General features: G+C 63.1%; 21 protein-coding genes. 5 read left to right on the forward strand and 16 right to left on the reverse strand.

The features are described 5' to 3' along the window. Positions 1–30: 30 nt before the first annotated feature. The 3 genes from VITFI_RS01340 to VITFI_RS01350 are packed head-to-tail and all read left to right on the forward strand — an operon-like array spanning position 31 to position 2,235. Positions 31–633, forward strand: a complete 603-nt coding sequence (locus VITFI_RS01340) for a cysteine hydrolase family protein (protein ID WP_089415467.1) — start codon at positions 31–33, stop codon at positions 631–633. Further along, complete coding sequence (locus VITFI_RS01345) at positions 630–1,244, forward strand: DJ-1/PfpI family protein (protein WP_089415468.1); 615 nt, start codon at positions 630–632, stop codon at positions 1,242–1,244. Before VITFI_RS01340 ends, VITFI_RS01345 begins: the two co-directional genes overlap by 4 nt. Next, a complete protein-coding gene (locus tag VITFI_RS01350) occupies positions 1,225–2,235 on the forward strand; it encodes a GlxA family transcriptional regulator (protein ID WP_232476647.1) in 1,011 nt (336 codons plus the stop codon). Before VITFI_RS01345 ends, VITFI_RS01350 begins: the two co-directional genes overlap by 20 nt. Here the strand turns inward: VITFI_RS01350 and pgi are convergent. Together pgi and tal are read right to left on the reverse strand one after the other, a co-directional pair. Then, positions 2,203–3,831 carry a glucose-6-phosphate isomerase gene (gene pgi / locus VITFI_RS01355; RefSeq protein WP_089415469.1) on the reverse strand — a complete coding sequence of 543 codons (1,629 nt, stop codon included), beginning with the start codon at positions 3,829–3,831 and terminating at the stop codon, positions 2,203–2,205. The two genes, VITFI_RS01350 and pgi, sit on opposite strands and share 33 nt — an antisense overlap. 4 nt (positions 3,832–3,835) lie before the next feature. Further along, positions 3,836–4,783, reverse strand: a complete 948-nt coding sequence (gene tal / locus VITFI_RS01360) for a transaldolase (RefSeq protein WP_089415470.1) — start codon at positions 4,781–4,783, stop codon at positions 3,836–3,838. Between the two features lie 130 nt (positions 4,784–4,913). On the opposite strand from tal, the gene zwf reads away from it, so the two are divergent. After that, the gene (gene zwf, locus VITFI_RS01365) at positions 4,914–6,371 is read left to right on the forward strand and encodes a glucose-6-phosphate dehydrogenase (protein WP_198301692.1); all 1,458 of its coding nucleotides are present in this window, start codon (positions 4,914–4,916) and stop codon (positions 6,369–6,371) included. 62 nt (positions 6,372–6,433) lie between these two features. Further along, complete coding sequence (locus VITFI_RS01370; protein ID WP_089415472.1) at positions 6,434–7,306, forward strand: MurR/RpiR family transcriptional regulator; 873 nt, start codon at positions 6,434–6,436, stop codon at positions 7,304–7,306. A 12-nt stretch (positions 7,307–7,318) separates the two neighbouring features. On the opposite strand, the gene VITFI_RS01375 is transcribed toward VITFI_RS01370, so the two are convergent. The 14 genes from VITFI_RS01375 to VITFI_RS01440 form a co-directional block, all read right to left on the reverse strand. Then, positions 7,319–7,600, reverse strand: coding sequence for an STAS domain-containing protein (locus tag VITFI_RS01375; RefSeq protein ID WP_089415473.1), 282 nt, complete (start codon positions 7,598–7,600; stop codon positions 7,319–7,321). A gap of 8 nt (positions 7,601–7,608) precedes the next feature. Continuing rightward, positions 7,609–8,262 (reverse strand): MlaC/ttg2D family ABC transporter substrate-binding protein, encoded by a 654-nt coding sequence (locus VITFI_RS01380; protein WP_089415474.1) that lies wholly within the window; start codon positions 8,260–8,262, stop codon positions 7,609–7,611. A gap of 75 nt (positions 8,263–8,337) precedes the next feature. After that, entirely contained in the window at positions 8,338–9,150 is an 813-nt protein-coding gene (locus VITFI_RS01385) for an MlaA family lipoprotein (RefSeq protein WP_089415475.1), read from the reverse strand. After that, on the reverse strand, positions 9,150–9,629 hold the full coding sequence (gene mlaD, locus VITFI_RS01390) for an outer membrane lipid asymmetry maintenance protein MlaD (protein ID WP_089415476.1): 480 nt from the start codon (positions 9,627–9,629) through the stop codon (positions 9,150–9,152). Before mlaD ends, VITFI_RS01385 begins: the two co-directional genes overlap by 1 nt. A gap of 34 nt (positions 9,630–9,663) precedes the next feature. Further along, positions 9,664–10,446 carry a lipid asymmetry maintenance ABC transporter permease subunit MlaE gene (gene mlaE / locus VITFI_RS01395; protein WP_089415477.1) on the reverse strand — a complete coding sequence of 261 codons (783 nt, stop codon included), beginning with the start codon at positions 10,444–10,446 and terminating at the stop codon, positions 9,664–9,666. Next, complete coding sequence (locus VITFI_RS01400) at positions 10,443–11,249, reverse strand: ABC transporter ATP-binding protein (RefSeq protein WP_089415478.1); 807 nt, start codon at positions 11,247–11,249, stop codon at positions 10,443–10,445. The genes mlaE and VITFI_RS01400 overlap by 4 nt, the downstream gene beginning before the upstream one ends. Before the next feature lie 136 nt (positions 11,250–11,385). Next, a complete protein-coding gene (locus VITFI_RS01405) occupies positions 11,386–12,852 on the reverse strand; it encodes a glutamate synthase subunit beta (protein WP_089415479.1) in 1,467 nt (488 codons plus the stop codon). Between the two features lie 36 nt (positions 12,853–12,888). Further along, positions 12,889–17,628 (reverse strand): glutamate synthase-related protein, encoded by a 4,740-nt coding sequence (locus VITFI_RS01410; RefSeq protein ID WP_089415480.1) that lies wholly within the window; start codon positions 17,626–17,628, stop codon positions 12,889–12,891. Positions 17,629–17,762: 134 nt separating this feature from the next. Next, positions 17,763–18,515 (reverse strand): transposase, encoded by a 753-nt coding sequence (locus tag VITFI_RS01415; RefSeq protein ID WP_232476648.1) that lies wholly within the window; start codon positions 18,513–18,515, stop codon positions 17,763–17,765. Beyond that, the gene (aroB, locus tag VITFI_RS01420; RefSeq protein WP_089415482.1) at positions 18,466–19,560 is read right to left on the reverse strand and encodes a 3-dehydroquinate synthase; all 1,095 of its coding nucleotides are present in this window, start codon (positions 19,558–19,560) and stop codon (positions 18,466–18,468) included. Before aroB ends, VITFI_RS01415 begins: the two co-directional genes overlap by 50 nt. Before the next feature lie 45 nt (positions 19,561–19,605). After that, positions 19,606–20,139, reverse strand: coding sequence for a shikimate kinase (locus VITFI_RS01425; protein WP_089415483.1), 534 nt, complete (start codon positions 20,137–20,139; stop codon positions 19,606–19,608). Beyond that, the gene (locus VITFI_RS01430; protein WP_089415484.1) at positions 20,136–22,229 is read right to left on the reverse strand and encodes an Ig-like domain-containing protein; all 2,094 of its coding nucleotides are present in this window, start codon (positions 22,227–22,229) and stop codon (positions 20,136–20,138) included. The genes VITFI_RS01425 and VITFI_RS01430 overlap by 4 nt, the downstream gene beginning before the upstream one ends. 60 nt (positions 22,230–22,289) lie before the next feature. Next, positions 22,290–24,446, reverse strand: a complete 2,157-nt coding sequence (pilQ, locus tag VITFI_RS01435; protein ID WP_089415485.1) for a type IV pilus secretin PilQ — start codon at positions 24,444–24,446, stop codon at positions 22,290–22,292. Beyond that, positions 24,443–24,949, reverse strand: a complete 507-nt coding sequence (locus VITFI_RS01440) for a pilus assembly protein PilP (RefSeq protein ID WP_157725510.1) — start codon at positions 24,947–24,949, stop codon at positions 24,443–24,445. The genes pilQ and VITFI_RS01440 overlap by 4 nt, the downstream gene beginning before the upstream one ends. Positions 24,950–24,969 lie beyond the last annotated feature (20 nt).

Consider the following 24,969-nt stretch of genomic DNA (forward strand, 5'->3'; position numbering starts at 1 on the left):
CATCCGTTCCTTCCACTTGCCTTGCTTGCCATGACGAACACCGCCACGCCCTCCCTTCGCCATCCCAGCACCGCGCTGCTGGTGATCGACGTTCAAGCCTCCTTCCCCGCTCGCCCTTACTGGCGGGCGGAGGGGGCGCCCACCTTCTTGGCGGCAACCAACCAACTGATTGCGGGCTTTGAGGCAGCGGGCCTGCCCATCGTGCGCGTGCTGCACGAAGACGGGCCGGCCCGCACCGACAACCCCTTCAGCACCCTCAGCGGCCTGGTGCGCCCGCTGGACGGCCTGCGTGAGTTCACCCCCGCCTTGACGGTGTTGAAGCACCGCCACAGCGCGCTGGTGGGCACCGAACTGGGCATCTGGTTGCACCAGCAAGGCATTCGCCGGCTGGTGGTGACGGGCATCCGCACCGAGCAATGCTGCGAAACCACCACCCGCCACGCCAGCGACGAAGGCTGGACGGTGGATTACGTGCCCGACGCCACCCTCACCTTCGACATGACCACCCCCACCGGTGAGCGCCTGAGCGCCGCGCAGATCGTGGAACGCACCGTCACCGTGCTGGCCGGGCGCTTCGCCACGATTTGCACGCCCGAACAGGCGCTGCAACGCGCTACGGAGGCCGCCGCATGAGCGCCGCCGCCCTCGCCCCGCGCCGCGTGCTGCTCTTGATGTTTGATGACGTGGAGCTGTTGGACTTCGCCGGCCCGTTTGAAGTCTTCACCACCGCCGTGCGCGTGGCTGGCAAGCGCGGCCAGCCGGTGCCGTGGACGGTGAGCACCGCCTCACCCAGCGGCGCCCCGGTGCGCGCCCGCGCCGGGCTGACGCTGCACGCCGAGCACGCTCTGGCCGAAGCGCCCGCCGCCGATGTGTTCCTCGTGCCCGGCGGAGTGGTCGATGGCGTGCTGGCCGATGCGGCGTTGTTGGCGCAGATCGGGCGCTGTGCGCGACAGGCATCGCTGGTGGCGTCGGTGTGTACGGGCGCGTTCATCTTGGCCGATGCCGGGCTGTTGCACGCCGCGCCCTGCACCACGCATTGGGAAGATGTGGCCGACCTGCGCCAGCGTCACCCGCACCTGGACGTGTACCCCGAGGCGCGTTGGGTGGACAACGGCGCGCTCGTCACCAGCGCCGGCATTTCGGCGGGGATCGACATGAGTTTGCATCTGGTGGAACGCCTGGCCGGGCGCGAACTGGCCCTGGCCACCGCCCGGCAAATGGACTATGCCTGGCGCGATGCCTGAGCCGCTGCCCATCTGGTTCCTGGTGCTGCCCAACACCTTGCTGTTGGACATCGCTGGCCCCGCCGAAGCCTTCCGTCTGGCGAACCAGCAACGCGCCCGGCGTGGGGCGCCGCCGCTGTTCGCGTTGCATTACATCGGGCCGGAAGCGGCGTCGATGTCGTCGGTGGGTTTGGGCTTGGCGAATTTGGAAGCGCTGCCCGAGGTGTTGCCGGCGTCAAGCTGGCTGTTCCTGCTTGGCCGCCCCGGTGAGGCCGGGGACGTGGTACGCGCCGCGCCACCGTGGCTCGCCGCACGGCATTGGCTGGCGCGTGTGGTGGCCCCGGCTTTGACGGCGCCCACCCCCGCACTGCGCTTGATGACGGTGTGCTCCGGCGCCTTGTTGGCAGCGGATGCGGGGCTGGTGGGCACGCGCTGCATCACCACCCACCACGAATTGCTGGACGAATTGCGGCAGATGGCCCCTGCCGCGCAAGTCGTCGGCAACCGGGTGTTTGTGCAGGATGGGCCGTTGTTCAGCAGCGCCGGCATCACGGCGGGGATCGACTTGGCCTTGCACAGCATCGCCCACATCGCAGGTGAAGCGATGGCCGCCGCCGTGGCGCAAGTGATGGTGGTGTTCCAACGCCGCGCCGGTGACGCCCCCGAGCGCTCCCCCTTGCTGGCCTGCCGCAGCCATTTACACCCGGCGGTTCACAAAGTGCAAAACGCCGTTCACGCCGACCCCACGCGCGATTGGTCAGCCGACGCCTTGGCCGAGGTCGCCCACGTCACGCCGCGCCATTTGGGGCGTTTGTTTCAACAGCACGCGGGGCTGTCACCACGCGATTACGTGGCGCAGGTGCGTTTGGCGCTGGTGGACGCCGCGTTGGCCAGCGGCCTGCCGCGTGGGCAGGCCCTGGCGCAGGCAGGTTTCAGTTCGATGCGGGCGTGGCAGCGAGCCCGCGCGACAGCACCGGGTTCAGCGCAGCCGAGCCAGCAAGCCAGCGGTTGAGGCATCCAAGCCCGCTGCATCGCCACTGGCAAAACGCGGCAAAAGCTGGTTGCACAACGCTTTGCCCAGCTCCACGCCCCACTGGTCAAAACTGTTGATGCCCCAGATGGCGCCGCTGGTGAACACGCGGTGTTCGTAGAGCGCAATCAGCGCCCCCAGCGAGCGCGGGGTGAGCGCCTCCAGCACCAGCGTGGTGCTCGGGCGGTTGCCAGGGAAGCTGCGGTGACGCGCCAGCACCGCTGGATCCAGCGTCTTGCTGGCGGTGGGGGCGGATTCGGTGGCCGCTTCATCGGCGGTTTTGCCCAACATCAGCGCTTGGCTTTGTGCCAGGCAGTTGGCCAGCAGCTTCACATGCTGATCGGCCAGTTGCGCCGCCACCTCGGGCGCCAACCCGGCACGTTCGTGCGTGGTGTGTTTGACGGCGATGAACTCCACCGGAATCACGTCCGTGCCCTGGTGCAGCATTTGGAAGTAGGCGTGCTGGCCGTTGGTGCCCGCTTCGCCCCAGACCACCGGGCTGGTGCCCAAGCCCAGCGCCCGGCCTTCGGCGTCCACGCACTTGCCGTTGGATTCCATCTCCAACTGCTGCAAATAGGCCGGAAAACGCTTCAACCCTTGGTGATATGGCGCCACCGAGCGGCTGCCAAAGCCGTGGAAGTTGCGATACCACACATCCAACAAACCCAGCAGCACCGGTAAATTCGCGTCCAGCGGCGCGGTGGCGAAGTGTTCGTCCATCGCCCGCGCACCGGCCAAGAAAGCGCGGAAGTTCTCCGCCCCGATGGCGATGGCCAGCGGCAACCCGATGGCGCTCCACAACGAATAACGCCCGCCCACCCAATCCCAAAACCCGAAGGTGCGGGTGATGCCGAAGCGCGCCGCTGCTTCCAAGTTCGTCGTCACGCCGACGAAGTGCCGAGCCGTGTCGGTGCCACCCGCCGCCAAGAACCAGGCGCGTGCCGCGTGGGCGTTGGCCATGGTTTCCTGCGTGGTGAAGGTTTTGGAGGCGACGATGAACAGCGTGCTTTCGGGCTTCAGTTTGGCCAGTACCGGCACGATGTCATGCCCATCCACATTGGAGACGAAGTGCAAGCGCAGGCCCGGCTGGCTGAACGCTTGCAGCGCTGGCACCGCCATTTGCGGCCCCAAATCCGAACCGCCGATGCCGATGTTCACCACGTCGGTGATGCCACTCGCCGCCCCGTCGCGCACCGTTTCGGCGTAGGCCAGCAGCGCGTCCAGCACGCCGTGAACCTCGTCGCTGAACGGGCCGGCACCACGCGGCGCACGCAGCGCGGTGTGCAGCACGGCGCGGCCTTCGGTGCTGTTGATCGGCTCGCCGGCCAACAGGGCGTCACGCCGGGCGGGCAGGTCACACGCTTGGGCCAGCTCGATCAGCAAACGCAGCGTGGTGCCATCCCACAGGTTTTTCGACAAATCAGCGAACACCTCGGGCGCTTGCACCGCCAGGGCCTCGAACCGCCCCGCATCGCGCGCGAAGGCTTCGCGCAGGTCGAGCGTGCGGCCGTGGCCTTGGAAGTGGCCTTGCAGGGCCGACCAAGCGATGGTGTCGTCACAACGCGGGGCGGTGGGCATGGCGTCAGGCTCCTTGGATCAGGGCGTCGAGTTTGGCGGCGTCCACAGCGAACAGGCGGATGCCTTCGGCCAGTTTTTCGGTGGCCATCGCGTCTTCGTTCAGAGCGTAGCGGAAGCTGGCTTCGTTGTAGATCACAGCGTGCAGCGGCAGGGCTTGGGCCGCAGTGGCGTCCAGCGCACGCGTCATCGGCGTGTCGTCGGCTTGCAGTTTGGCCAGCAGATCGGGGCTGATGGTCAGCAAGTCGCAGCCCGCCAGCGCCACGATTTGGCCGACGTTGCGGAAGCTCGCCCCCATCACCTCGGTGTCGATGCCGAACTTCTTGTAGTAATTGAAGATCTGCGTCACCGATTTCACGCCCGGATCGTTGGCACCCGCCATCGCTGCTTCATCCCACGCGGCGCCGGCTTGTTTTTTGTACCAGTCGTAAATCCGGCCGACGAAGGGGCTGATGAGCCGCACGCCCGCCTCGCCGCACGCCACGGCTTGGCAGAAGGAGAACAGCAACGTCAGGTTGCAGTGGATGCCTTCTTGTTCCAGCGCGTGCGCAGCCTGGATGCCTTCCCAGGTCGCGGCGATTTTGATCAGCACGCGCTCCCGCGAGATACCGGCATCCTCGTACAACGCAATCAAGCGATGGGCGCGGGCGATGGTGGCCGCCGTGTCGAAAGACAAACGCGCATCCACCTCGGTGGAGACGCGCCCCGGCACCACTTTCAGAATTTCCAGGCCGAAGCGCACCAGCACCTCGTCCACGATCTGATCCAGCGGCTTGCCACGGTGGGCGGCCACGGTGTCGGTGAGCAGCGGCGCGTAGTCCGGCTGCTGCACGGCTTTGAGGATGAGGGACGGGTTGGTCGTCGCATCGCGTGGGGCGAACTGCGCCATCTGCTTGAAGTTGCCCGTGTCAGCAACAACGGTGGTGAAGGCCTTGAGTTGGTCGAGCTGGTTCATGGTCGAAGGGCCAAAAGGCCAAAGGGCACAAAGAAGCACCGGGCACAAAGCCCGTAACGAAAGCACAGTCAAGCAATGTAATTGACCGCCGCAAGAAACTCATGCATGATGATTAATGTAACTTAATTACATATTCAGCACCATGTCTTTCGACCTCGTTTTCTTCGGCGGCACCGGCGACCTGACTTGGCGCAAGCTGATGCCCGCCCTCTTCCAAGCCTTCCGCCACGGCAAGCTGCCGGGTGATGGGCGGATTTTGGCGGTGGCGCGTGACGAACGCAGCGACGAAAGTTACCGCGAGTTCATCCGCGAACGTTTCGCCGAAGTCGAGCCGTCCAAGCGTCCGAGCGATGACGAGTTCGCCCGCTTTGCCGCCTTGTTGCACTACCGGCGCATGGATTTGTCCCGACCCGCCGACTATGCCGGCCTCAAAGCCTGGTTGGACGAGCGTGGCGCGGACACCGTGGTGCTCTACCTGGCCACCAGCCCACATCTGTTCCCCGTGATCTGCGAGCAACTGGGCGCCGCCGGCCTGAACGGCGAGCGCGTGCGCGTGGTGCTGGAAAAGCCGCTGGGCCACGACCTGGCCAGCGCACAGGAAATCAACCGCGTGGTGCGCTCGGTGTTCAGCGAGCGCCAAGCGTTCCGCATCGATCACTACTTGGGCAAACCCAGCGTGCAAAACCTGATGGCGCTGCGGTTTGCCAACGCGCTGTTCGAACCGCTGTGGCGGCGCGAAAGCATCGCCAACATCCAAATCACCCTGGCCGAGAGCCTGGGCGTGGGCACACGCGGCGATTTTTATGACCGCACCGGCGCCCTGCGCGACATGGTGCAAAACCACGCCCTGCAACTGCTGACCATGATCGCCATGGAGCCGCCCTCCAGCAGCGACGCCGACGCCATCCGCGATGAAAAGCTCAAAGTGCTGAAGTCGCTCAAGCCCTTCACGCCGGAGAGCGTCGCCCGCGACGTGCTGCGCGGCCAATACAAAGCCGGCATGGTCGGGGGCCAGGCCGTGCCCGGCTACCGCGATGAGGTCAAAGTCCCCGCCGACAGCACCTGCGAAACCTATGTGGCGCTGCGCACCGAAATCCAGAACTGGCGCTGGGCCGGCGTGCCGTTTTACCTGCGCACCGGCAAGCGGTTGGCGGCACGCGATGCGCAGATCGTGGTGAACTTCCGCCAGGTGCCGCACCCGATCTTCCCCGGCATGAGCCACGCCAACAAGCTGGTGATCAAACTGCAACCCGAAGACGGGCTGGAGCTGCACCTGCTGGCCGCCAAAGGTTCGCGCCAGACGGACGCGCTCACGCCCGTGTCGCTCGACCTGGATTTTGACAAAGCGTTTGCCGCCGACCGCGTCGGTGCCTACGAGCGCCTGTTATTGGATGCCATCGCCGGGCGCCTCAACCTGTTTGTGCGCAGCGACGAGCAAGAACAAGCTTGGCGTTGGGTCGAACCGATTTTGGACGCTTGGCAGCGTGACCCGAGCAGCCTCAAGCTGTACGCCGCCGGTTCGTGGGGGCCGCCAGCGGCCAGCGCGTTGGTGGCCCGCGAAGGATTTGCCTGGGCTGAGGAACAATGAGAGGATGACTCGTCTTTCCTCACAACATTCGGCCCCGTGCGGGCTCGATGGAGCTTTTCACCATGCTTGACCGCATTCGCGCTTCCATTCCAGCGCTGCCCCCTGCGGAGCAGCGCGTGGCCAAGCTGGTGTTGCAGGATCCACGCGGCTTCGCCTCCATGCCCGTGGGTGACTTGGCTGAACGCGCCCACGTCAGCAAACCGACGGTGGTGCGCTTCTGCCGCAGCGTCGGTTACGACGGGCTGGCCGACTTCAAGCTGAAGCTGGCCGGTGTGGTCAACGAAGGTGTGCCCTTCGTGCATCGCGCAGTGGACGAGGACGATAAACCTTCGGACATCATCGTCAAGGTGATCGACAACGCCGTCAGCGCCCTGCTCAAGTACCGCAACGACGCCGCCAGCCACGCTTTCGAGCGGGCCATGGCCGCCATGACCACCAGCGGCCAACAGCACGGTCGGGTGGAGTTTTACGGCGTGGGCAATTCGGGCTTTGTGGCGCAGGACGCGCAGCTCAAGCTGTTTCGCCTGGGGGTGAACTCGGTGGCTTTGAGCGACGGTCACGTTCAGGTGATGAGCGCCACCATGCTGGGGGAGAAGGACTGCGCCATCATCATCAGCAACTCGGGCCGCAGCCGGGATTTGATCGATGTGGCCGAGATCGTGCTCAAAAAAGGCGCGACGCTGATTGCCATCACCGCCAGCGGCTCACCGTTGGCGCGGCTGACGTTGGAATCGGGCCAAATCCTGCTCGCGGCGGATCACCCGGAAGACCACGAGCGCTACAGCCCGATGGTCTCGCGCATGTTGCACCTGATGATCATCGACATTTTGACCACCGGCGTCGCCCTGCGCCTGGGCCAAGAAATGCGTCCGGTGTTGCAAGACATCAAGCGCAATCTGCGCACCCGGCGTTACGTCAGCAACGCGGGGGCGTGAGGTAGGCGCCTGTCAGTCGGTGCGCAGGGCGAGCAGTTCTTGCACGCCGTAGAGGTCGGCCAGATCGACCAGCCGGGCCGGGGCACGTCGCACACTGAACGGTTGCCGGCGCGCATCCGCGCCACGCCGGCACGCCAGCAGCACGGCCAACACCACGGAATCGACTTCACGCAGCGCTCCCGCGTCCACGTCCACCGCCGTCGCAGCAGACGGGGCAGCGGCGATCTGCGCTTGCAGGTCTTGCAAGACCTGCGGGGCGTTGTCCAACGTCAGGCGGTCGGGCAGGCAGAGCATGGCAGCGCTCAGGTTTTGGCCGAGGAGGCGTTCTTGGCCGCCGCCGCTTTGTTGCGCTCCGCCAGCTTGGCAATCAGCCCATCGATGCCGGATGCGTTGATTTCTTGGGCAAAGCTGTTTTTGTACTGCTCCACCAGCCAGACGCCCAACACGTTCATGTCGTAAATCTTCCAGCCGCTGGCGGTGCTTTCGAGCCGATAGTCGAGCTGAATCGGATCGCCACGGCCCTTGACTTCGGTGCGCACGACCACTTCCGTGTCCCCCGGCGACGCACGCATCGGTTTGATCGACACGGTGTGCTCCTTCACCTGGGTCAGAGCGCCGGCGTAGGTGCGCAGCAGCAACGCCTTGAATTCCTCTTGCAGCCGCTTTTGTTGCTCCGGCGTGGCCGAACGCCAGTAGCGCCCGACCGTGGCCGACGTCATGCGCTGGAAGTTGACGTTGGGAATGACCTTGGCTTCCACCAGTTGATGCACTTTGGCCAGATCGCCGGCCTGGATCGCTTTGTCGGACTTGACCGTGTCAATGACCTCGGTTGACAACTGCTTGATCAGCACATCAGGCGCTTGCACCTGCGCTTGAGCGTACAGCGCCGGGCTGGCCAAGGCGCTCGAAGCGGCCATCACCACCCAGGCCGCACGTTCCACCATCGGATTCCACATGAATTCATTCCTTTCAAAGCGCCGCCGCATCAAGCGGCGTGTCGTGCGGCTCAACGCATGAGCCTGCACCCTGGTTCACAACGCCGCCGCGCTGGCAGGCGCCCCAGACTCGGGAGCCGCCGAAACCGCAGAAGCGGCTGGCGCAGCCGGTACGGCCTCGGGCGCTGGTGGGGCTTCCTCGGGCGTGGTTTCCTCCGGGGTGTCGGGCGGGTTGCCGTCGTAGACCTGGTTCAGGCGGCGCGCCAAATAGGCGTCGCGCACGAAGGTGTATTTGTCCAGCGCCAGGTCGTCCAGCATCTTGGTGGCGCTGAGCAACCCCGCCCGCGTGCTCACCACCTTGAGCGCCGTGATGGCCAACTGCTGATCGCTGTTGTGCGCCAACTGGGTCGGGCCGGCCTGCCAATCGATCGGCAGGGCAGCGGTATCGCGCAGGGTCGAAGGCCCCAACAGAGGCAGCACGATGTACGGGCCAGCGGACACCCCCCAAGCCCCCAAAGTTTGGCCGAAGTCCTCGGTCTGACGCTCCATGCCCATGGGCGTGGCCCAATCGAGCAAACCGCCAAAACCGAATGTGGTGTTCACGATCACCCGCATCGTCATCACCACAGTGGCTTCGCCCTTGCCTTGTAGCGCGTTGTTCACCACCGACCACACGTCGCTGAGGTTGTTGAACACGTTGTCCACACCGATCCGGATCACCTCGGGCACCACCTTGCGGTAGCCCTCGGCCAAGGGGCGCAGCGCCCACTCATCCACGGTGTCGTTGAACCGCGTCACGCTGCGGTTGAACCCCTCGAACGGATCGTTGGCCGGTGCCGCCTGCACCACGGCAGGCCCACTGGCCAGCAACACCCCGCCCAGCACCAGGCGAGCCACGGTTTGACGCATCACTTGTTACCTCCTTGTGTGCCGGCCTCTTCCGCCTTGTTGAACAAGAACTGGCCGATCAGGTTTTCCAAAACGATGGCGGATTGGGTTTGTTTGATCACGTCCCCTTCCACGAGGTTGTTTTCGGCGGCGCCCGGCTCGATGCCGATGTATTGATCCCCCAACAGCCCAGCGGTGAGGATCTTGGCCGACGAATCCTTCGGGAACGCAAACCCTTGGCTGATCTCCATCGTGACCACGCCCAGGTAAGTTTTGGGGTCGAGGTTGATGGAGGTTACCCGGCCCACGGCCACGCCCGCCGAACGCACCGGCGCACGGGGTTTGAGGCCACCGATGTTGTCAAAGCGCGCTTGCAGCACGTAGACCTCCCCCGTGGAAAAGCTCGCCAAATTGGCGGCCTTGAGCGCCAGGAACGCCAGACTCAGCGCCCCCAGCAGCACAAACAGCCCGACGAGGATTTCAACATTCTTCTTGCTCATGGATGGCTTTCTGGCACAACCGGAACAACCCGGTTCAAGGGGTGGAAAACATCAGGGCGGTGAGGATGAAATCCATCGCCAACACCAACAGCGAGGAGATCACGGCGGTGCGTGTGGTCGCGTAGGCCACGCCTTCGGGGGTGGGCTGGGTTTCGTAGCCTTGGAACAGAGCGACGAAGGTGCAGATCACGCCAAACACAAAGGCTTTGACCAGCCCGTTGCCCACATCGCGCCACACATCCACTTTGGCCTGCATGAGCGACCAGAAGTTGCCCGCATCCACGCCGATGAGCAACACCGCCACCACATAGGCGCCCAGAATGCCCACGGTGGAAAACAAGGCCGCCAGCAGCGGCATGGACACCACCCCGCCAATGAAACGCGGCGCCAACACCCGCGAACGCGGATCGACCGCCATCAGCTCCATGGCGGCGAGTTGCTCACCGGCTTTCATCAGGCCGATTTCAGCCGTCAAGGACGTGCCCGCCCGCCCGGCAAACAGCAGCGCAGCCACCACGGGCCCCAACTCCCGCACCAGCGCCAAATTCACCACCAACCCCAGGGACTCGGCTGCGCCGTAGGTCACGAGGGCGTAGTACATCTGCAAGGCGAGCACAAAACCCACCGCCAACCCCGAGGCCACGATGATGGCCAGCGATCGGTTGCCAATGGCGTGGATTTGCGTCACCACCAAGCCGAAGCGTCGCAACGCAGCCGGCATGAAACGCAGCAAATCCACCAAAAAGAACGCTGCATGGCCCAGGATGCGCAGCCTGTCGAGCGTGACGGCGCCCAGGCGGGCGAGCAAGTCGGTCATGCGCGCAACCCCAAGTCGAGCGCCAGCGGTGGCGCGGGATAGTGAAACGGCACCGGCCCATCCGGCTCACCCCGGATGAACTGGCGCACTTCCGGATCGTCCGACGCCACGAGTTCAGCCGGTGTGCCGTGCGCCACCACCCGCCCGCCAGCGGTGAGCAAATAGGCGTAATCGGCGATGGAGAAGCACTCGGTCACGTCGTGCGACACCAGCAGCGAGGTGGCGCCCGTGGTGTCGTTCAAGCGGCGGATCAAGTTGGCGGTCACCCCCATGGCGATGGGGTCGAGGCCGGTGAAGGGCTCGTCGTACATCAGCAACTCGGGATCGAGGGCCACGGCGCGAGCCAACGCCACCCGCCGCGCCATGCCGCCTGAAATTTGGTTGATGCGCAGCGGCGCGGCTCCGCGCAAGCCCACAGCGTGCAGTTTCATCAGCACGATGTCGCGGATGAGCGCTTCGGGCAGCTCGGTGTGTTCGCGCAGCGGGAAGGCCACGTTTTCGAACACCGTCAGGTCGGTGAACAAGGCGCCGAACTGGAACAGCATGCCCAGCCGGCGGCGCAGGCGGTAGAGCTGCGCTTTATTCTGCACATTCACCGTCTGGCCATCAAACACCACGCGGCCCTGGGTGGCCGCGTGAACTCCGCCGATGAGGCGCAACAGCGTGGTCTTGCCGCAGCCCGACCCACCCAAAATGGCGGTGACTTTGCCGCGCTCGAAGCGCAGCGACACATCGTTCAGGATCAGACGCGAAGCGTCATACCCAAAGCTGACGTGATCGATCTCGATGAAGATGTCGGGCATGGGGCAAAGGTCAGGGTTTCTGCGGAAATTGTCGCATGGGCCCGAAAACCTCCTACCCCAAAGGACAGGGCCTTTACCTCCGCTTCAGGCAGAGGTGAAGGCCCCAGTGTGGTGGGCGTTCACACGCCCGGGGAGGTTAACGTGGCAGCGAGGTCGCGCCCATCAGGAACTCGTCCACTGCACGGGCGGCTTGGCGACCTTCGCGGATCGCCCACACCACCAGGGACTGGCCCCGGCGCATGTCACCCGCCGTGAACACCTTGGCAACGTTGGTTTTGTAGCCGCCCTCGGCCTCGGTCGTGGCTTTGGCGTTGCCGCGAGCGTCCTTGCTCACGCCAAACGATTCCAGCACCGACGCCACCGGATTCACAAAACCCATGGCCAGCAGCACGAGGTCGGCCTTGTAGTCTTGCTCGGAACCGGGCACTTCGACCAGCTTGCCATCCTTGAACTCGACGCGCACGGTCTTCAAGCCCGTGACTTTGCCGTTTTCACCGATGAATTCCTTGGTGGAAATGGCGAACTCGCGCACGCAGCCCTCTTCGTGGCTGGACGAGGTGCGCAACTTCATCGGCCAGTAGGGCCAGGTGAGCGGGCGGTTTTCTTCCACCGGCGGCTGGGGCATCACCTCAAACTGGGTGACGCTCAGGGCGCCGTGGCGGTTGGAGGTGCCCACGCAGTCCGAACCCGTGTCGCCGCCACCGATGACGATGACGTGCTTGCCCGTGGCCGAAATGGCGTTTTCCACTTGGCCGCCGTGGTTCACGCGGTTTTGCTGCGGCAGCAATTCCATGGCGAAGTGGATGCCGGCCAAGTCACGGCCCGGCACCGGCAGATCGCGGCTTTGCTCGGAACCACCGGTCAACACGATGGCGTCGAACTCGGCCTTCAGGCTCTCGGCACTCACTTGCTCCTTGGCCCAGTTGGTGACCTTGGAGCCTTGCGGCCACTCGCCCACCACCACGTTGGTGCGGAACACCACGCCTTCAGCCGCCAACTGCGCCATGCGACGGTCGATGTGCGACTTGTCCATCTTGAAGTCGGGAATGCCGTAGCGCAGCAGGCCGCCGACCTTGTCGTTCTTTTCGAACACGGTCACGTCGTGGCCAGCGCGGGCCAGTTGCTGCGCCGCCGCCAGGCCAGCGGGGCCACCGCCGACGATGGCCACCTTCTTGCCCGTCTTCACGGCGGCGGGTTGCGGCTGCACCCAGCCTTCGGCCCACGCCTTGTCGATGATCGCGTGCTCGATGGACTTGATGCCCACCGCGTCGCCATTGACGTTGATGACGCACGCCGCTTCACACGGGGCCGGGCAGATGCGCCCGGTGAACTCGGGGAAGTTGTTCGTGCTGTGCAGGACGGTGATGGCGTTTTGCCAATCCTGCTTGTAAACCAGATCGTTGAAGTCCGGAATGATGTTGTTGACCGGGCAGCCGTTGTTGCAGAACGGCGTGCCGCAGTCCATGCAACGAGCGCCCTGGATCTTCGCCTCGGCCGGGGTCAGGCCGATGACGAATTCCTTGTAGCTCTTCAGACGCTGCTCGACCGGCTCGTAGCCCTCTTCGAGACGTTCAAATTCCAGAAAGCCAGTGACTTTTCCCATGGTGCGTGTTCCTTGATGCTTTTCGCCCGGGAGTGATTACTTGGCAGCCACGGCGGCGTCCGCCTTGGCCTTGTCCACCGCTTGTTCGGCTTGCGCCTTGGCGTACAGCTCGCCCAGGGCGCGCTTGTACTCGTTCGGGAAGACCTTGACGAACTTGGGCAGCGAGGCCGACCAGTTGTCGAGGATTTCGCGCGCACGCAGGGAGCCGGTCCACTTGTGGTGGTCTTCGACCAGCTTCTTGAGCAGGGCTTCGTCGGTTTGACCCTTGTGCCAGATGGCCGGGCTGACCGCTTGTTCTTGCTCCGCCGCCGGCAGGATTTTGTCCAGCGAGACTTGCGCGGTGTTGCAACGCTTGGCGAACAGGCCGTCTTCGTCATAAACGTAGGCCACGCCGCCGGACATGCCCGCCGCGAAGTTACGACCCGTCTGACCCAACACCACCACGGTGCCGCCGGTCATGTATTCGCAACCGTGATCGCCGGTGCCTTCCACCACGGCGGTGGCGCCCGACAGACGCACCGCGAAACGCTCGCCGGCCACGCCACGGAAGAAGGCTTCACCGCTGGTCGCACCGAACATGCCGGTGTTGCCGACGATGATGTTCTTCGAGGCATCGCCCCGGAACTCGATCGACGGACGCACCACGATGCGGCCACCCGACAGGCCCTTGCCGGTGTAGTCGTTGGCTTCACCGATGAGGTAGAAGGTGATGCCGTTGGCCAGGAAGGCGCCGAAGCTCTGACCGCCCGTGCCTTCCATCTGCGCGAAGATGGTTTGATCGGGCAAACCGTCCGGATGGTGCTTGATCACCTCGCCGGAGAGCATCGCGCCCACCGAGCGGTTGACGTTGCACACGTCCTGCATGAACTGCACCTTCTCGCCCTTTTCGATCGCGGCCTTGGCCTTCTCGATCAGGGTCACGTCCAGCGCCTTGCCCAGGCCGTGGTCTTGCACATCGCTGTGCAGGCGCGGCACGCCAGCGGCCACCACCGGCGCGTGCAGCACGCGGCTGAAGTCCAGGCCCTTGGCTTTCCAGTGGCTGATGGCCTTCTTGGTGTCCAGCAGGTCGGCGCGGCCAATCAGCTCGTCGAACTTCTTGATGCCCAGTTGCGCCATGATTTGACGCGCTTCCTCGGCCACGAAGAAGAAGTAGTTGACGACGTGCTCCGGCTTACCCGAGAACTTCTTGCGCAGCACCGGATCTTGCGTGGCCACGCCCACCGGGCAGGTGTTCAGGTGGCACTTGCGCATCATGATGCAGCCTTCGACCACCAGCGGCGCGGTGGCAAAGCCCACTTCGTCGGCGCCCAGCAGCGCGGCGATCACCACGTCGCGGCCGGTCTTCATCTGACCATCGGCTTGAACGCGCACGCGGCCACGCAGGCGGTTCAGCACCAGGGTTTGCTGGGTTTCGGCCAGGCCGAGTTCCCACGGCGTGCCGCAGTGCTTGATGGACGACCAGGGCGAAGCGCCCGTGCCACCGTCAAAACCGGCGATCACGATGTGGTCGGCCTTGCACTTGGCCACACCCGCTGCCACGGTGCCCACGCCCACTTCGGACACGAGTTTGACCGAGATGTCCGCCTTCGGGTTGACGTTCTTCAGATCGTGGATGAGCTGGGCCAGGTCCTCGATCGAGTAGATGTCATGGTGCGGCGGGGGCGAGATCAGGCCCACGCCCGGCACCGAGTGGCGCAGGCGACCGATGTATTCGGACACCTTGCCACCCGGCAACTGGCCGCCTTCACCCGGCTTGGCACCTTGGGCCATCTTGATCTGGATTTGATCGGCCGACACCAAATACTCAGTCGTCACGCCAAAGCGGCCGGAAGCCACTTGCTTGATCTTCGAGCGCAGGCTGTCGCCGTCCTTCATCGCGTAATCGGTTTCGATCTGCTTGGCGCCGATCACGTCCGACACCTTGGTGCCATCGGTGATCTTGATGCCCTTCAGCTCGTTGCGATAACGCGCTTGGTCTTCGCCGCCTTCACCCGTGTTGGACTTGCCGCCGATGCGGTTCATCGCCAGGGCCAGCGTGCTGTGGGCTTCGGTCGAGATCGAACCCAGCGACATGGCGCCAGTGGCAAACCGCTTGACGATTTCGGCTGCGGGTTCGACTTCGTCGAGCGAAATCGCCTTGCTCGGATCGATCTTGAACTCGAACAAGCCGCGCAGCGTCATGTGGCGCTTGTTCTGGTCGTTGATGATCTGGGCGTATTCCTTGTAGGTGTCAAACTTGCCCGAGCGCGTGCTGTGTTGCAGCTTGGCGATGGCGTCCGGCGTCCACATGTGTTCTTCGCCACGGGTGCGCCAGGCGTACTCGCCGCCGGCGTCCAGCATGTGGGCCAGCACCGGGTCGTTGCCGAAAGCGGCAACGTGGTTGCGCAGACCTTCTTCGGCCACATCGAACACGCCGATGCCTTCGACTTGCGTGGCAGTGCCCCGGAAGTACTTGTCCACCGTGGCCTTGTTCAGACCAATGGCTTCAAACAACTGCGCACCGCAGTAGGACATGTAGGTGGACACGCCCATCTTCGACATGATCTTCGACAGACCCTTGCCGATGGCCTTCACATAGTTGTAAATGGCCTTGTCGGTCGAGAGGTCGGCCGGCAGTTCGGCGTGCATGGAAGCCAGGGTTTCCATGGCCAGGTACGGATGCACCGCTTCGGCACCGTAGCCCGCCAGCACAGCGAAGTGATGCACTTCACGCGCCGAGCCGGTTTCCACCACCAAGCCCGCCGAGGTACGCAGCCCTTCCCGCACCAGATGGTGGTGAATGGCCGACAACGCCAGCAGCGCCGGGATGGCGACGTTGGCGCGATCCATCGAACGGTCGGTGATGATGAGGATGTTGTGGCCGCCTTGGATGGCGTCCACGGCCTCAGCACACAGCGAGGCCAGCTTGGCTTCGACGCCTTCCTTGCCCCACGCGAACGGGTAGGTGATGTTCAGCTCGTGGCACTTGAACTTGCCGTTGGTGTGCGCTTCGATGTTGCGCAGGCGGGCCATGCCCTTGAAGTCCAGGATCGGCTGGCCCACTTCGAGGCGCATCGGCGGATTCACCGCGTTGATGTCCAGCAGGTTGGGCTTGGGGCCGATGAAGCTGTTCAAGCTCATGACGATGGCTTCGCGGATCGGGTCGATCGGCGGGTTCGTCACCTGGGCGAAAAGCTGCTTGAAGTAGCTGTACAGCGGCTTGTTCTTGTCCGAGAGCACGGCCAACGGGCTGTCATTGCCCATCGAACCGATGCCTTCTTCGCCGTTGATGGCCATCGGCGCCATCAGGAATTTGATGTCTTCTTGCGTGAAGCCGAAGGCTTGTTGGCGATCCAGCAGCGATTCGCCAAAGACCGCCGGGCCGGCAGCGACCACCGGCACATCGTCCAGGCGCACGCGCACGTTGTCGATCCACTGACGGTAGGGGCGTGCGCTGGCGAACAAGGCTTTCAGCTCGGCGTCGTCAATGATGCGGCCCTGTTCGAAGTCGATCAGGAACATCTTGCCGGGCTGGAGGCGCCACTTCTTGATGATGCGGTTCTCAGGAATCGGCAGCACGCCCGTTTCCGATGCCATCACTACCAAATCATCATCCGTGACGATGTAGCGGGCCGGGCGCAGACCATTGCGATCCAGCGTCGCGCCGATTTGCTTGCCGTCGGTGAACACCATGGCGGCGGGGCCATCCCACGGCTCGATCATGGCGGCGTGGTACTCATAGAACGCACGGCGACGCTCGTCCATCATCTCGTGCTGTTCCCACGCCTCGGGAATCATCATCATCGCGGCATGAGCGAGCGGGTAGCCGCTCATGGTCAGCAGCTCCAGGGCGTTGTCGAACACCGCCGTGTCCGACTGGCCGTAGAGGCTGATCGGGTAGAGCTTGTGCAGGTCGTCGCCCAACACCGGGGACTTCATCACGCCTTCGCGGGCGCGCATCCAGTTGAAGTTGCCCTTGACGGTGTTGATTTCCCCGTTGTGCGCCACCATGCGATACGGGTGAGCCAGCGGCCACTTCGGGAAGGTGTTGGTGGAGAAGCGCTGATGCACCAGGGCCAGGGCCGAAACGCAACGCGGATCTTGCAGGTCCAGGTAGTACTTGCCCACTTGGTCGGCCAGCAACAAACCCTTGTAGATGATGGTGCGGCAGCTCATGCTGGGCACGTAGTACTCACCGCTGTGGGTCAGCTTCAAGCGCAGGATGGCACCCGAAGCGGTCTTGCGGATGACGTACAGCTTGCGCTCCAGCGCGTCCGGCACGATGACATCGGCACCCCGCCCGATGAACACCTGCTTGATGACGGGCTCGGTTTCACGCACGGTGGGGGACATCGGCATGGCCTTGTCCACCGGCACCTCGCGCCAGCCCAGCAGCACTTGGCCTTCGGCCTTGATGGCGCGTTCGATTTCTTGTTCGCAAGCCAGGCGCGATGCGTGTTCCTTGGGCAGGAAGATCATGCCCACGCCGTACTCACCCGGCGGGGGCAGGGTCACGCCCTGCTGGGCCATTTCGGCGCGGAAGAACTCGTCCGGGATTTGGATCAGGATGCCTGCGCCGTCGCCCATCAGGGCATCGGCACCGACGGCGCCCCGGTGATCGAGGTTTTCCAGAATCTTGAGGCCTTGCTCAACGATGCTGTGCGCCTTCTGGCCTTTGATGTGCGCCACAAAACCGACGCCGCAGGCATCGTGCTCGTTGGCGGCGCTGTACAGCCCGTTCTGGGCCAGCGCCTCGATTTCTTGGGGGGAAGCAGACCCCGATGCAGCCGTGGACATGGCGCACTCCTCGATCGTAACTAGGGATTCCGCGAGGATAGCGCCGGCTCTAGCGAGGTTCAAGCAAAATAAATTAGGGTCAGAGTCAATTTAAAAAGCGAAGAATTTTGCAGGCTATTTAAATAGGGACACAGTCAAGCATCGGTGCGCACAGGCCGACCGCGCCGGCGAGCCTGGAGGGACAGGCCAGTGACTTTTTGCATGCGCTCAATGAAGGCCGCCGAGCCGAACGCATGGCCGCTGCGCAGGCAGCGCACCAAGGCATCGAATTCCTCGGGGGGAGGTTCCTGTTCGAGTTGACGGCGGTAGGACAGCTCGCGCTCGAACGGGGTGTTGCCCAGCGCCCAGAATGCGGGCGGATCGGTGATCAGGGCGTCACGGTGCGCACCCAGATGGTGCGCTGTACTCGACCAGGGGGGGTCAAGCAAATCCGGGGCCAGCCCTGTGTGCCACGCGGCCAGGTCGAGCCAGCGCATGGCGTGCAGCAGAGGTTCACCCGGTTCGACGACGCAAGAACGAAAGCGCCCTTCCCAGAGCGTACCGCTGCGCCCGTGGCGCTGGTTGAAATAGCCCACGTAACGCCGCCCCAGGGCCTGCATCATCAGGCTGAGGGCCTGGGGTTCGGGAGGCGTGGCGAGCAAATCGATGCGCTCGGGTCGCAAGCAGTAGCCATGGATGGCCACTTTGAGGGGGCGACTGACTTCGAGCAGGGCGTGAAGGTAACGCTGGCGGTCTTCATCGTCGATGAACACCACCGCGCCGTTGTGGCCGCTCTGGCTGAGCAGATGCGGCAGGTGAGGCACGCTCACCCGGGCCTGACGCGCCATGCGCAGCGACTCAGGCGGCTGGAGCGCAGCAGGCGCGCAGGGTGTCGGCCACCACGGCATCGGGCGCGCTGCGCACCGTGGCACGGCCCATGGCCTCGATCAGCACGAAGCGAATTTCGCCGCCTTCGGCTTTTTTGTCCACACGCATGTGGTGCAGGTAGTCTTCCACGCCACCGAGCGCCGGCCCCACCACCGGCAAGCCCGCCCGCAGCAACAAGGCCGACAGGCGCGCTTTGAAACCCACCGGCATCAAGCCCAGACGTTCGGACAGATCGGCGGCCATCACCATGCCGGCACCCACGGCCTCACCGTGCAGCCAGACACCAAACCCCAGCCCCGCTTCAATGGCGTGGCCGAAGGTGTGGCCGAAGTTGAGGATGGCGCGTAAGCCCGACTCTCGCTCATCCGCGCCCACGACAGCCGCCTTGATCTCGCACGAACGGCGCACCGCATGCGCCAGCGCCGCCGGTTCGAGCGCGACCAAAGCATCGATGTGGGTTTCGAGCCATTCGAAAAACGCTGCATCAGCGATGGGGCCGTATTTGATGACCTCGGCCAAACCGGCGGCAATTTCACGCGGCGGCAGCGTGCGCAAGGTGCCCAAATCGCACAGCACACGCTGGGGTTGGTAGAACGCCCCGATCATGTTTTTGCCACGCGGGTGGTTGACCGCCGTCTTGCCCCCCACGGACGAATCCACCTGCGACAGCAACGTGGTCGGCACCTGCACGAAGGGCACGCCGCGCATGTAGCAGGCGGCAGCGAAGCCCGTCATGTCCCCGATGACGCCGCCGCCCAGCGCGAACAGCACGGTTTTGCGGTCGCAACCTTGGGTCAGCAGGTGGTCGAAGATGGTTTCCAGCGTCGCCAAATCTTTGTAGGACTCACCATCCGGCAAGGCCAAAACTTGCACCGTTTTGTACAACGGGGCCAGGCGGGCGTGCAGACGCTCCGCGTAAAGCGGCGCCACGGTGGTGTTGGTGACGATCACGGCCACAGCGGCCTTGGGCAAACCGGCCCAGACCTCCGGCGTGGCCAGCACATCCGGGCCGATCACCACGTCATAGCTGCGATCGCCGAGGTCAATGTGGACGGACTCGGTCATGGCAATTCCGAAAAAGAAATGAAGGGGAGACGATGCAAGCGTGGGTCAAACCGCCGGACACACGGTGCCGCCCAGCTCCAGTTGCATCAGGATCAGGTTGACCACGGTGTGAACAGGCAGGCGACCCGTGTCCACCGTGTGGTGCGCCACCTCGCGGTACAGCGGATCGCGCACCGTGAACAGCTCGCGCAGGCGGGCACCGGGGTCGGTGCCTTGGAGCAGGGGTCGCTGGGTGTCGTGGCGCAGGCGGCGCAGCAAGTCTTCGACTTGGGTGCGCAGGTAGACCACTTGGCACCCCGGGCTGTGCAGCGCCGCCCGGTTGGCGGGGCGCAGCACAGCACCACCACCGGTGGCCAGCACCAAGGATTCGGTGCTGGCGATGAGCTGCACGATCACCGCTTGCTCCACATCCCGAAAACTGGCCTCGCCGAAGCGCTCGAAGTGCTCGCGGATGGAGTGCCCGAGCTGGCGCTCGATTTCGACATCGCTGTCGACGAAGCGCCAGTTCAGGCTGCGTGCCAGTTGCCGCCCGACGGTGGATTTGCCCGAACCGGGCATACCGACGAGGCAAAGCGTCATTGGCAGGTGGTCTCCGGTTCGGTCGGCTTCAGCACGATGACTTGTTTGGTCACCGTCCCGCCCGGCGTGGTGGTGGTCAGGGTGAACCGGCCCGACTTGACACCATCGTCAAACACGTAAGACAGCGCGCCCTTCGGAGCTTCCGCCGTGTTGGGAACGCCACCGGCCAGCACTTCGATCGTCAGGCCATCCGAAACGTTGGTCACTGTCACGGCCGTGCCCTTGGGCATCGGATTCACACGCACCTCGTTGGCATCGGCAATGATGAACGACATGGCACCCGAGGCGCTACCGCCGGTGTAGTACGTGTCGCCACCATAGATTTTGAAAAACGATTGGGCCGAACTGGCGCTGGCACCGGTACGCAAGGACACCGGCTTCATACACGCTGTGCTGGATGCATCAAAGTACTGCGACACACTGCTTGCCGTACCCCACAGCAAACCGGCTTCCGATGTGGACAGCACGGTTTCCACCGAACGCCGCACATACGTCCGCTGCGACCAGACGCCATCGCAGGTGTTCTTGCGAGTCGGAATGGTACGCACAGAAGCCCCGGTTGCAAACTGCGGGTAAGCCGATACAAACTTGGTCACACACGTGCTGGTGCTGTTGTCCAGAGAGACGAACTCGTCATAGCTGGCGTCATACACACCATCATGTTTGGTGTCTTTGACCACATCACCCAAGTCTTGGAACGGTTCGCCCTTGTCGTAGACGTTGTTGCCATTGCTGTCGAAGAACGACTCTTCACCGATGGCGTAGGCCGTGATCGTCACACGGCCATCCGCCGGGCGCGGAGACTGCGTGACAAACGCGGCAGACGCCGAGGCGATGCCGTTGCTGTCCAGCGTCGTTTGTCGGCTGGTGGTGATTTGTCCGCCTTCCGCCCAGAACGTGATGGCGGTTCCTGCCGGCACGGGGTTACCGCTGCGGTCGGCTGCATAAATCACGTAGGTGTTGTCCGTGCCATCCAACTGGCCCCCTTCCAGGTTGATCGTTTCCTGAGACAAGGAGAAGTTCAACTGCGACGGCAACCCGACGCCGATGGACAGCACACTCGAAACCGCCGAGGTCGATGCATCGTCGTGCAGCACCGCTTTGACCCGCACCGGGGTTGGCACCGTGCCCGCATTCACAATCACAGAAACCCGACCCTCGCTGTCCGTGGTTTTGGTGATGGTCGTCCCCTTGCCCTGGCCATCCAGCGTGATGCCGCCCACGTAGGTCGTCAAGGTCAGATCGACTTTCTTGCCAGCCAGCGGGTTACCTGCTTGGTCATTCACCAGGAACGCCACGCTCGATGCTTCGGTCAACCCCGAACCCTTCAGGTAAATCTGATCTTCCGTGAGGCTGTCACTGTCAAATGCCAGCGAACGCGAAGCCGGTGCCTCCAGATAGACATAACCTTGCACGGTTTTGCCACTGCCAGACAGGGTGGCCGTCACGATGTCTTTTTCCAGCAGCGAACCGCAACCAGCATCGGTGTACACAAAAGTGATCGGGCTGCTCGTGGTCGTGGTCGAAGACGGCGAAATCGAACCCTTGCTCGCCGCAGTACACGAAGACGCCAGCGACACCGTGGCCGGCGTGCTGTCGGTCACCCCGTCCAGCACCACGGTCAGCACGGTTTGCCCGTAAGCGCTGACCGGCTTGGCCGCACTGGAGCCATTGCCCGACGTCGGGGACACACTGACCAGCGCCACTTCGGTGGCCGTCAACTGGAAGCCTTGTGATGCCGTGGCCGTGGTGTCACTCACCGTCACGGAAGCCGTGACGATGTCAGCACCGCCCACGGTGCTGTCCGCCGGGCTCAAGGTCACGGAAGCTTCACCGTTGCTGTCCGTCAGAGCCGACGATGCACTCAACTCACCCAAACCATCTTCCACGGAAAACTTCACCACGGCACCACTGACCGCCGATGAGCCTTTGGTCACCTTGGCCGTCACCGTCACCGGAGAAGCCGACGATACCGTGGTGCTGCTCAACGCCAGGGAAATTTTGACGGTGCTCGTGGTTCCATCACCCCCACCGTCAAAAATAGAATCCCCCGAGCTACCACCGCCACCGCCACAGGCAGCCAAGCTCATGACGAGCATCCAAGAAAATATCCACTGGAAAAGTTTCAACATAAAAGGCTCCTCGCTCGATCAACGAACGGCCGTGCGGTCGGTGACAATTTTGGGGGTGATGAAAATCAGCAGCTCCGTGCGCTTGCTGTACTTGGTTGTATTACGGAAGAAAAACCCAAGGAACGGGATGTCCCCCAACAACGGCACTTTCTCAATATCTTCCCGCTCATCTTGCGTGAAGATACCGCCAATGGCCACAGTGCCACCGTTTTCAACCAACACCTGTGTGCGCACATGCTTGGTGTTGATGGCAGGCCCGGCTGTCGTTGAAACCCCTTGGCTGTCTTTGCTAACGTCCAAGTCCAGCGTCACACTGCCTTCGGGGGTGATTTGGGGTGTCACTTCCAGTTTCAAAGCGGCTGTCTTGAATTGAACCGCCGTCGCACCGCTGGAAGATGCAATCGCGTAGGGGATCTGCGTCCCCTGCTCAATCAGCGCCTTGGTTTGATCCGCAGTAACCACCCGGGGGCTGGACACAATCTTGCCTTTCCCTTCGGCTTCCAACGCGGAGATTTCCAAATTCAAAAACCGGCTGGCCGTCGGGCTGAACAGCGAAAACCCGATGGTCGCCGCAGAAGAACTGCTTCCGGCCCCCGCCGTGTTGGCCGGCAAAGACACAAATTGGGAGTTGGCATAATCTAAACTCCCCCCCTGTTTGGTCTGGTAACCCACCGCGCTGTAGTTATTACCCAGCGACAGGTAATTTCCCCCACCGACGCTGTACCCTGGAATGCCACCGTTCACCCCCCGCAAATCGGTGCTACCCAGTTTGACGCCCAAAGCGCGGCCAAAGGAGTCTTCCGCTTCCACAATGCGAGCTTCAATCAAAACCTGACGCACAGGAACGTCAATCTTGGCAATCATCATCGCGGCTTCTTCCAGCTTGCTGGAAATGTCGGAGATGAAAATCTGATTGGTTCGAGAGTCAAACAGCACCGAACCCCGGGACGACAAAATCCTCGTGGCCTGCGCACCCGTCCCCGACGTGGACATCAGGGCTTTGGCCACGTCTTCGGCCTTGGTGTAGTTGAGTTGGAAAGACTGGGTGCGAACCTGCTCTAAATCGACGATCTTTTTACGCGACTCCAGATCCACTTGCTCCTTGGCTGCCAGTTCTTCTTTCGGCGCAATCCACATCACATTGCCAGACTTGCGCATGCCCAAGCCTTTGGCCTGCAAAATGATGTCCAGTGCGTGATCCCAGGGCACATCTTTGAGACGCAGCGTCAAACTACCGGCCACCGTGTCACTGGTCACGACGTTGAAATTCGTGAAGTCCGCAATCACCTGAAGCAACGAACGGACTTCAATGTTCTGGAAATTCAACGACAGTTTTTCCCCCTGGTAGGAGGCACTGCCATCTTGTGCAACCCGGCTGGCATCCACTTGCGTGGGACGCACCTCGATCACGAACTGACCATCGGTTTGATAGGCACTGTGTTCCCATGCACCACGCGGATCAATCGAGAGCCGAACTTTGTCCCCGTTTTGCGATGCCGTCATGGAATGGACTGGCGTTCCAAAATCCGAAACATCCAGCTTGCGGCGCAAATGGGAGGGAAGCGTCGACTTGAGAAACTCAGCAACCAGCAACTGCCCTTGCTGGCGAACATCAATGCCCACCTCAGGGTTGGACAAACTCACCACAATGCGCGCTGTGCCATCGGTATTGCGTTTGAAGTCAATGTCCTTGATCGACTGGGCGTCCGTGGTGGTCGGTGTGGTGATTTGGGCAATCGACGATTCAGCCCGGCTGGAGGCGACTGCCGGGCCGTCCATGACCACCAGCAGTGTCCGCCCCTGTAATTCAGTCCGATAGGCGGTTGGATTCTTCAGGTTGATCACCAACCGCGCCCGACCCTGCCCCTGCACTTGGGTGATGGAGCGGACGTTGCCCTGATTGACATCCTGCGGGGCACGGCTGGCCACCGTCACTCCGGGCAAATCAATCACGATGCGTGGTGGCGTTTGAATTGAGAAACCCTCAGGCAACTTTGCCAGGGGTTCAGACAATTCAACCCGCACCACCTCTCCATGCGACTGCTGCAAGGTCGACACGGAAGTAATTGCACTGTCTGCCATCACATCGGCGGCGGAGAAAGCCATCGCCGTCGCGCACAGAACCAAACGGGCCGCAGCTTTCTTTCGCTGTCCGAAAAGAGAAAAAAACGTCATTTGGCGGCTTCCTGTAATTGTAACGTGACGGTACGCTCGACCGGAGTACCCAGTGCGTTGCGGATCACCTCACGCAAGACCAGCTCGTTTTCCGTAATGGCCATGATTCGGCCATAATTCTGACCCATGTAACTTCCAGCGGTGACGGAATACACCTTGCCCTCCACCCTCAGCAGTGCATAAACCCCATTGGGCCGGCGCACACTGCCAATCATGGTGAAAGCGTCCAGCGGAAAATTCTCCAGCGGCTCCTTTTTTCTGGCTTGCTCAACAGCCATCAACGCGCTTTTCTCTACCTCGACTGCGCCTCCTTGGGCCATTTTCTGCGCATTGAAGGGATCGACGTCCGAAGCGTGCGGGTAAGGTAAAGGAGCAAACTCTGCTGGAGCTGGAATTTTCTTCACGGAAGGGTATGTCTTGCGTGTCTGCTCATCCATCCACGCCTGCAAATCATCCTCTTCTGGCGCACAGCCAGACAGGCTACCCAAAACAGCCACCACCATCACCCCTTTTGTACAGAGGC

This window comes from Vitreoscilla filiformis (assembly GCF_002222655.1).
GTDB lineage: Bacteria > Pseudomonadota > Gammaproteobacteria > Burkholderiales > Burkholderiaceae_C > Ideonella > Ideonella filiformis.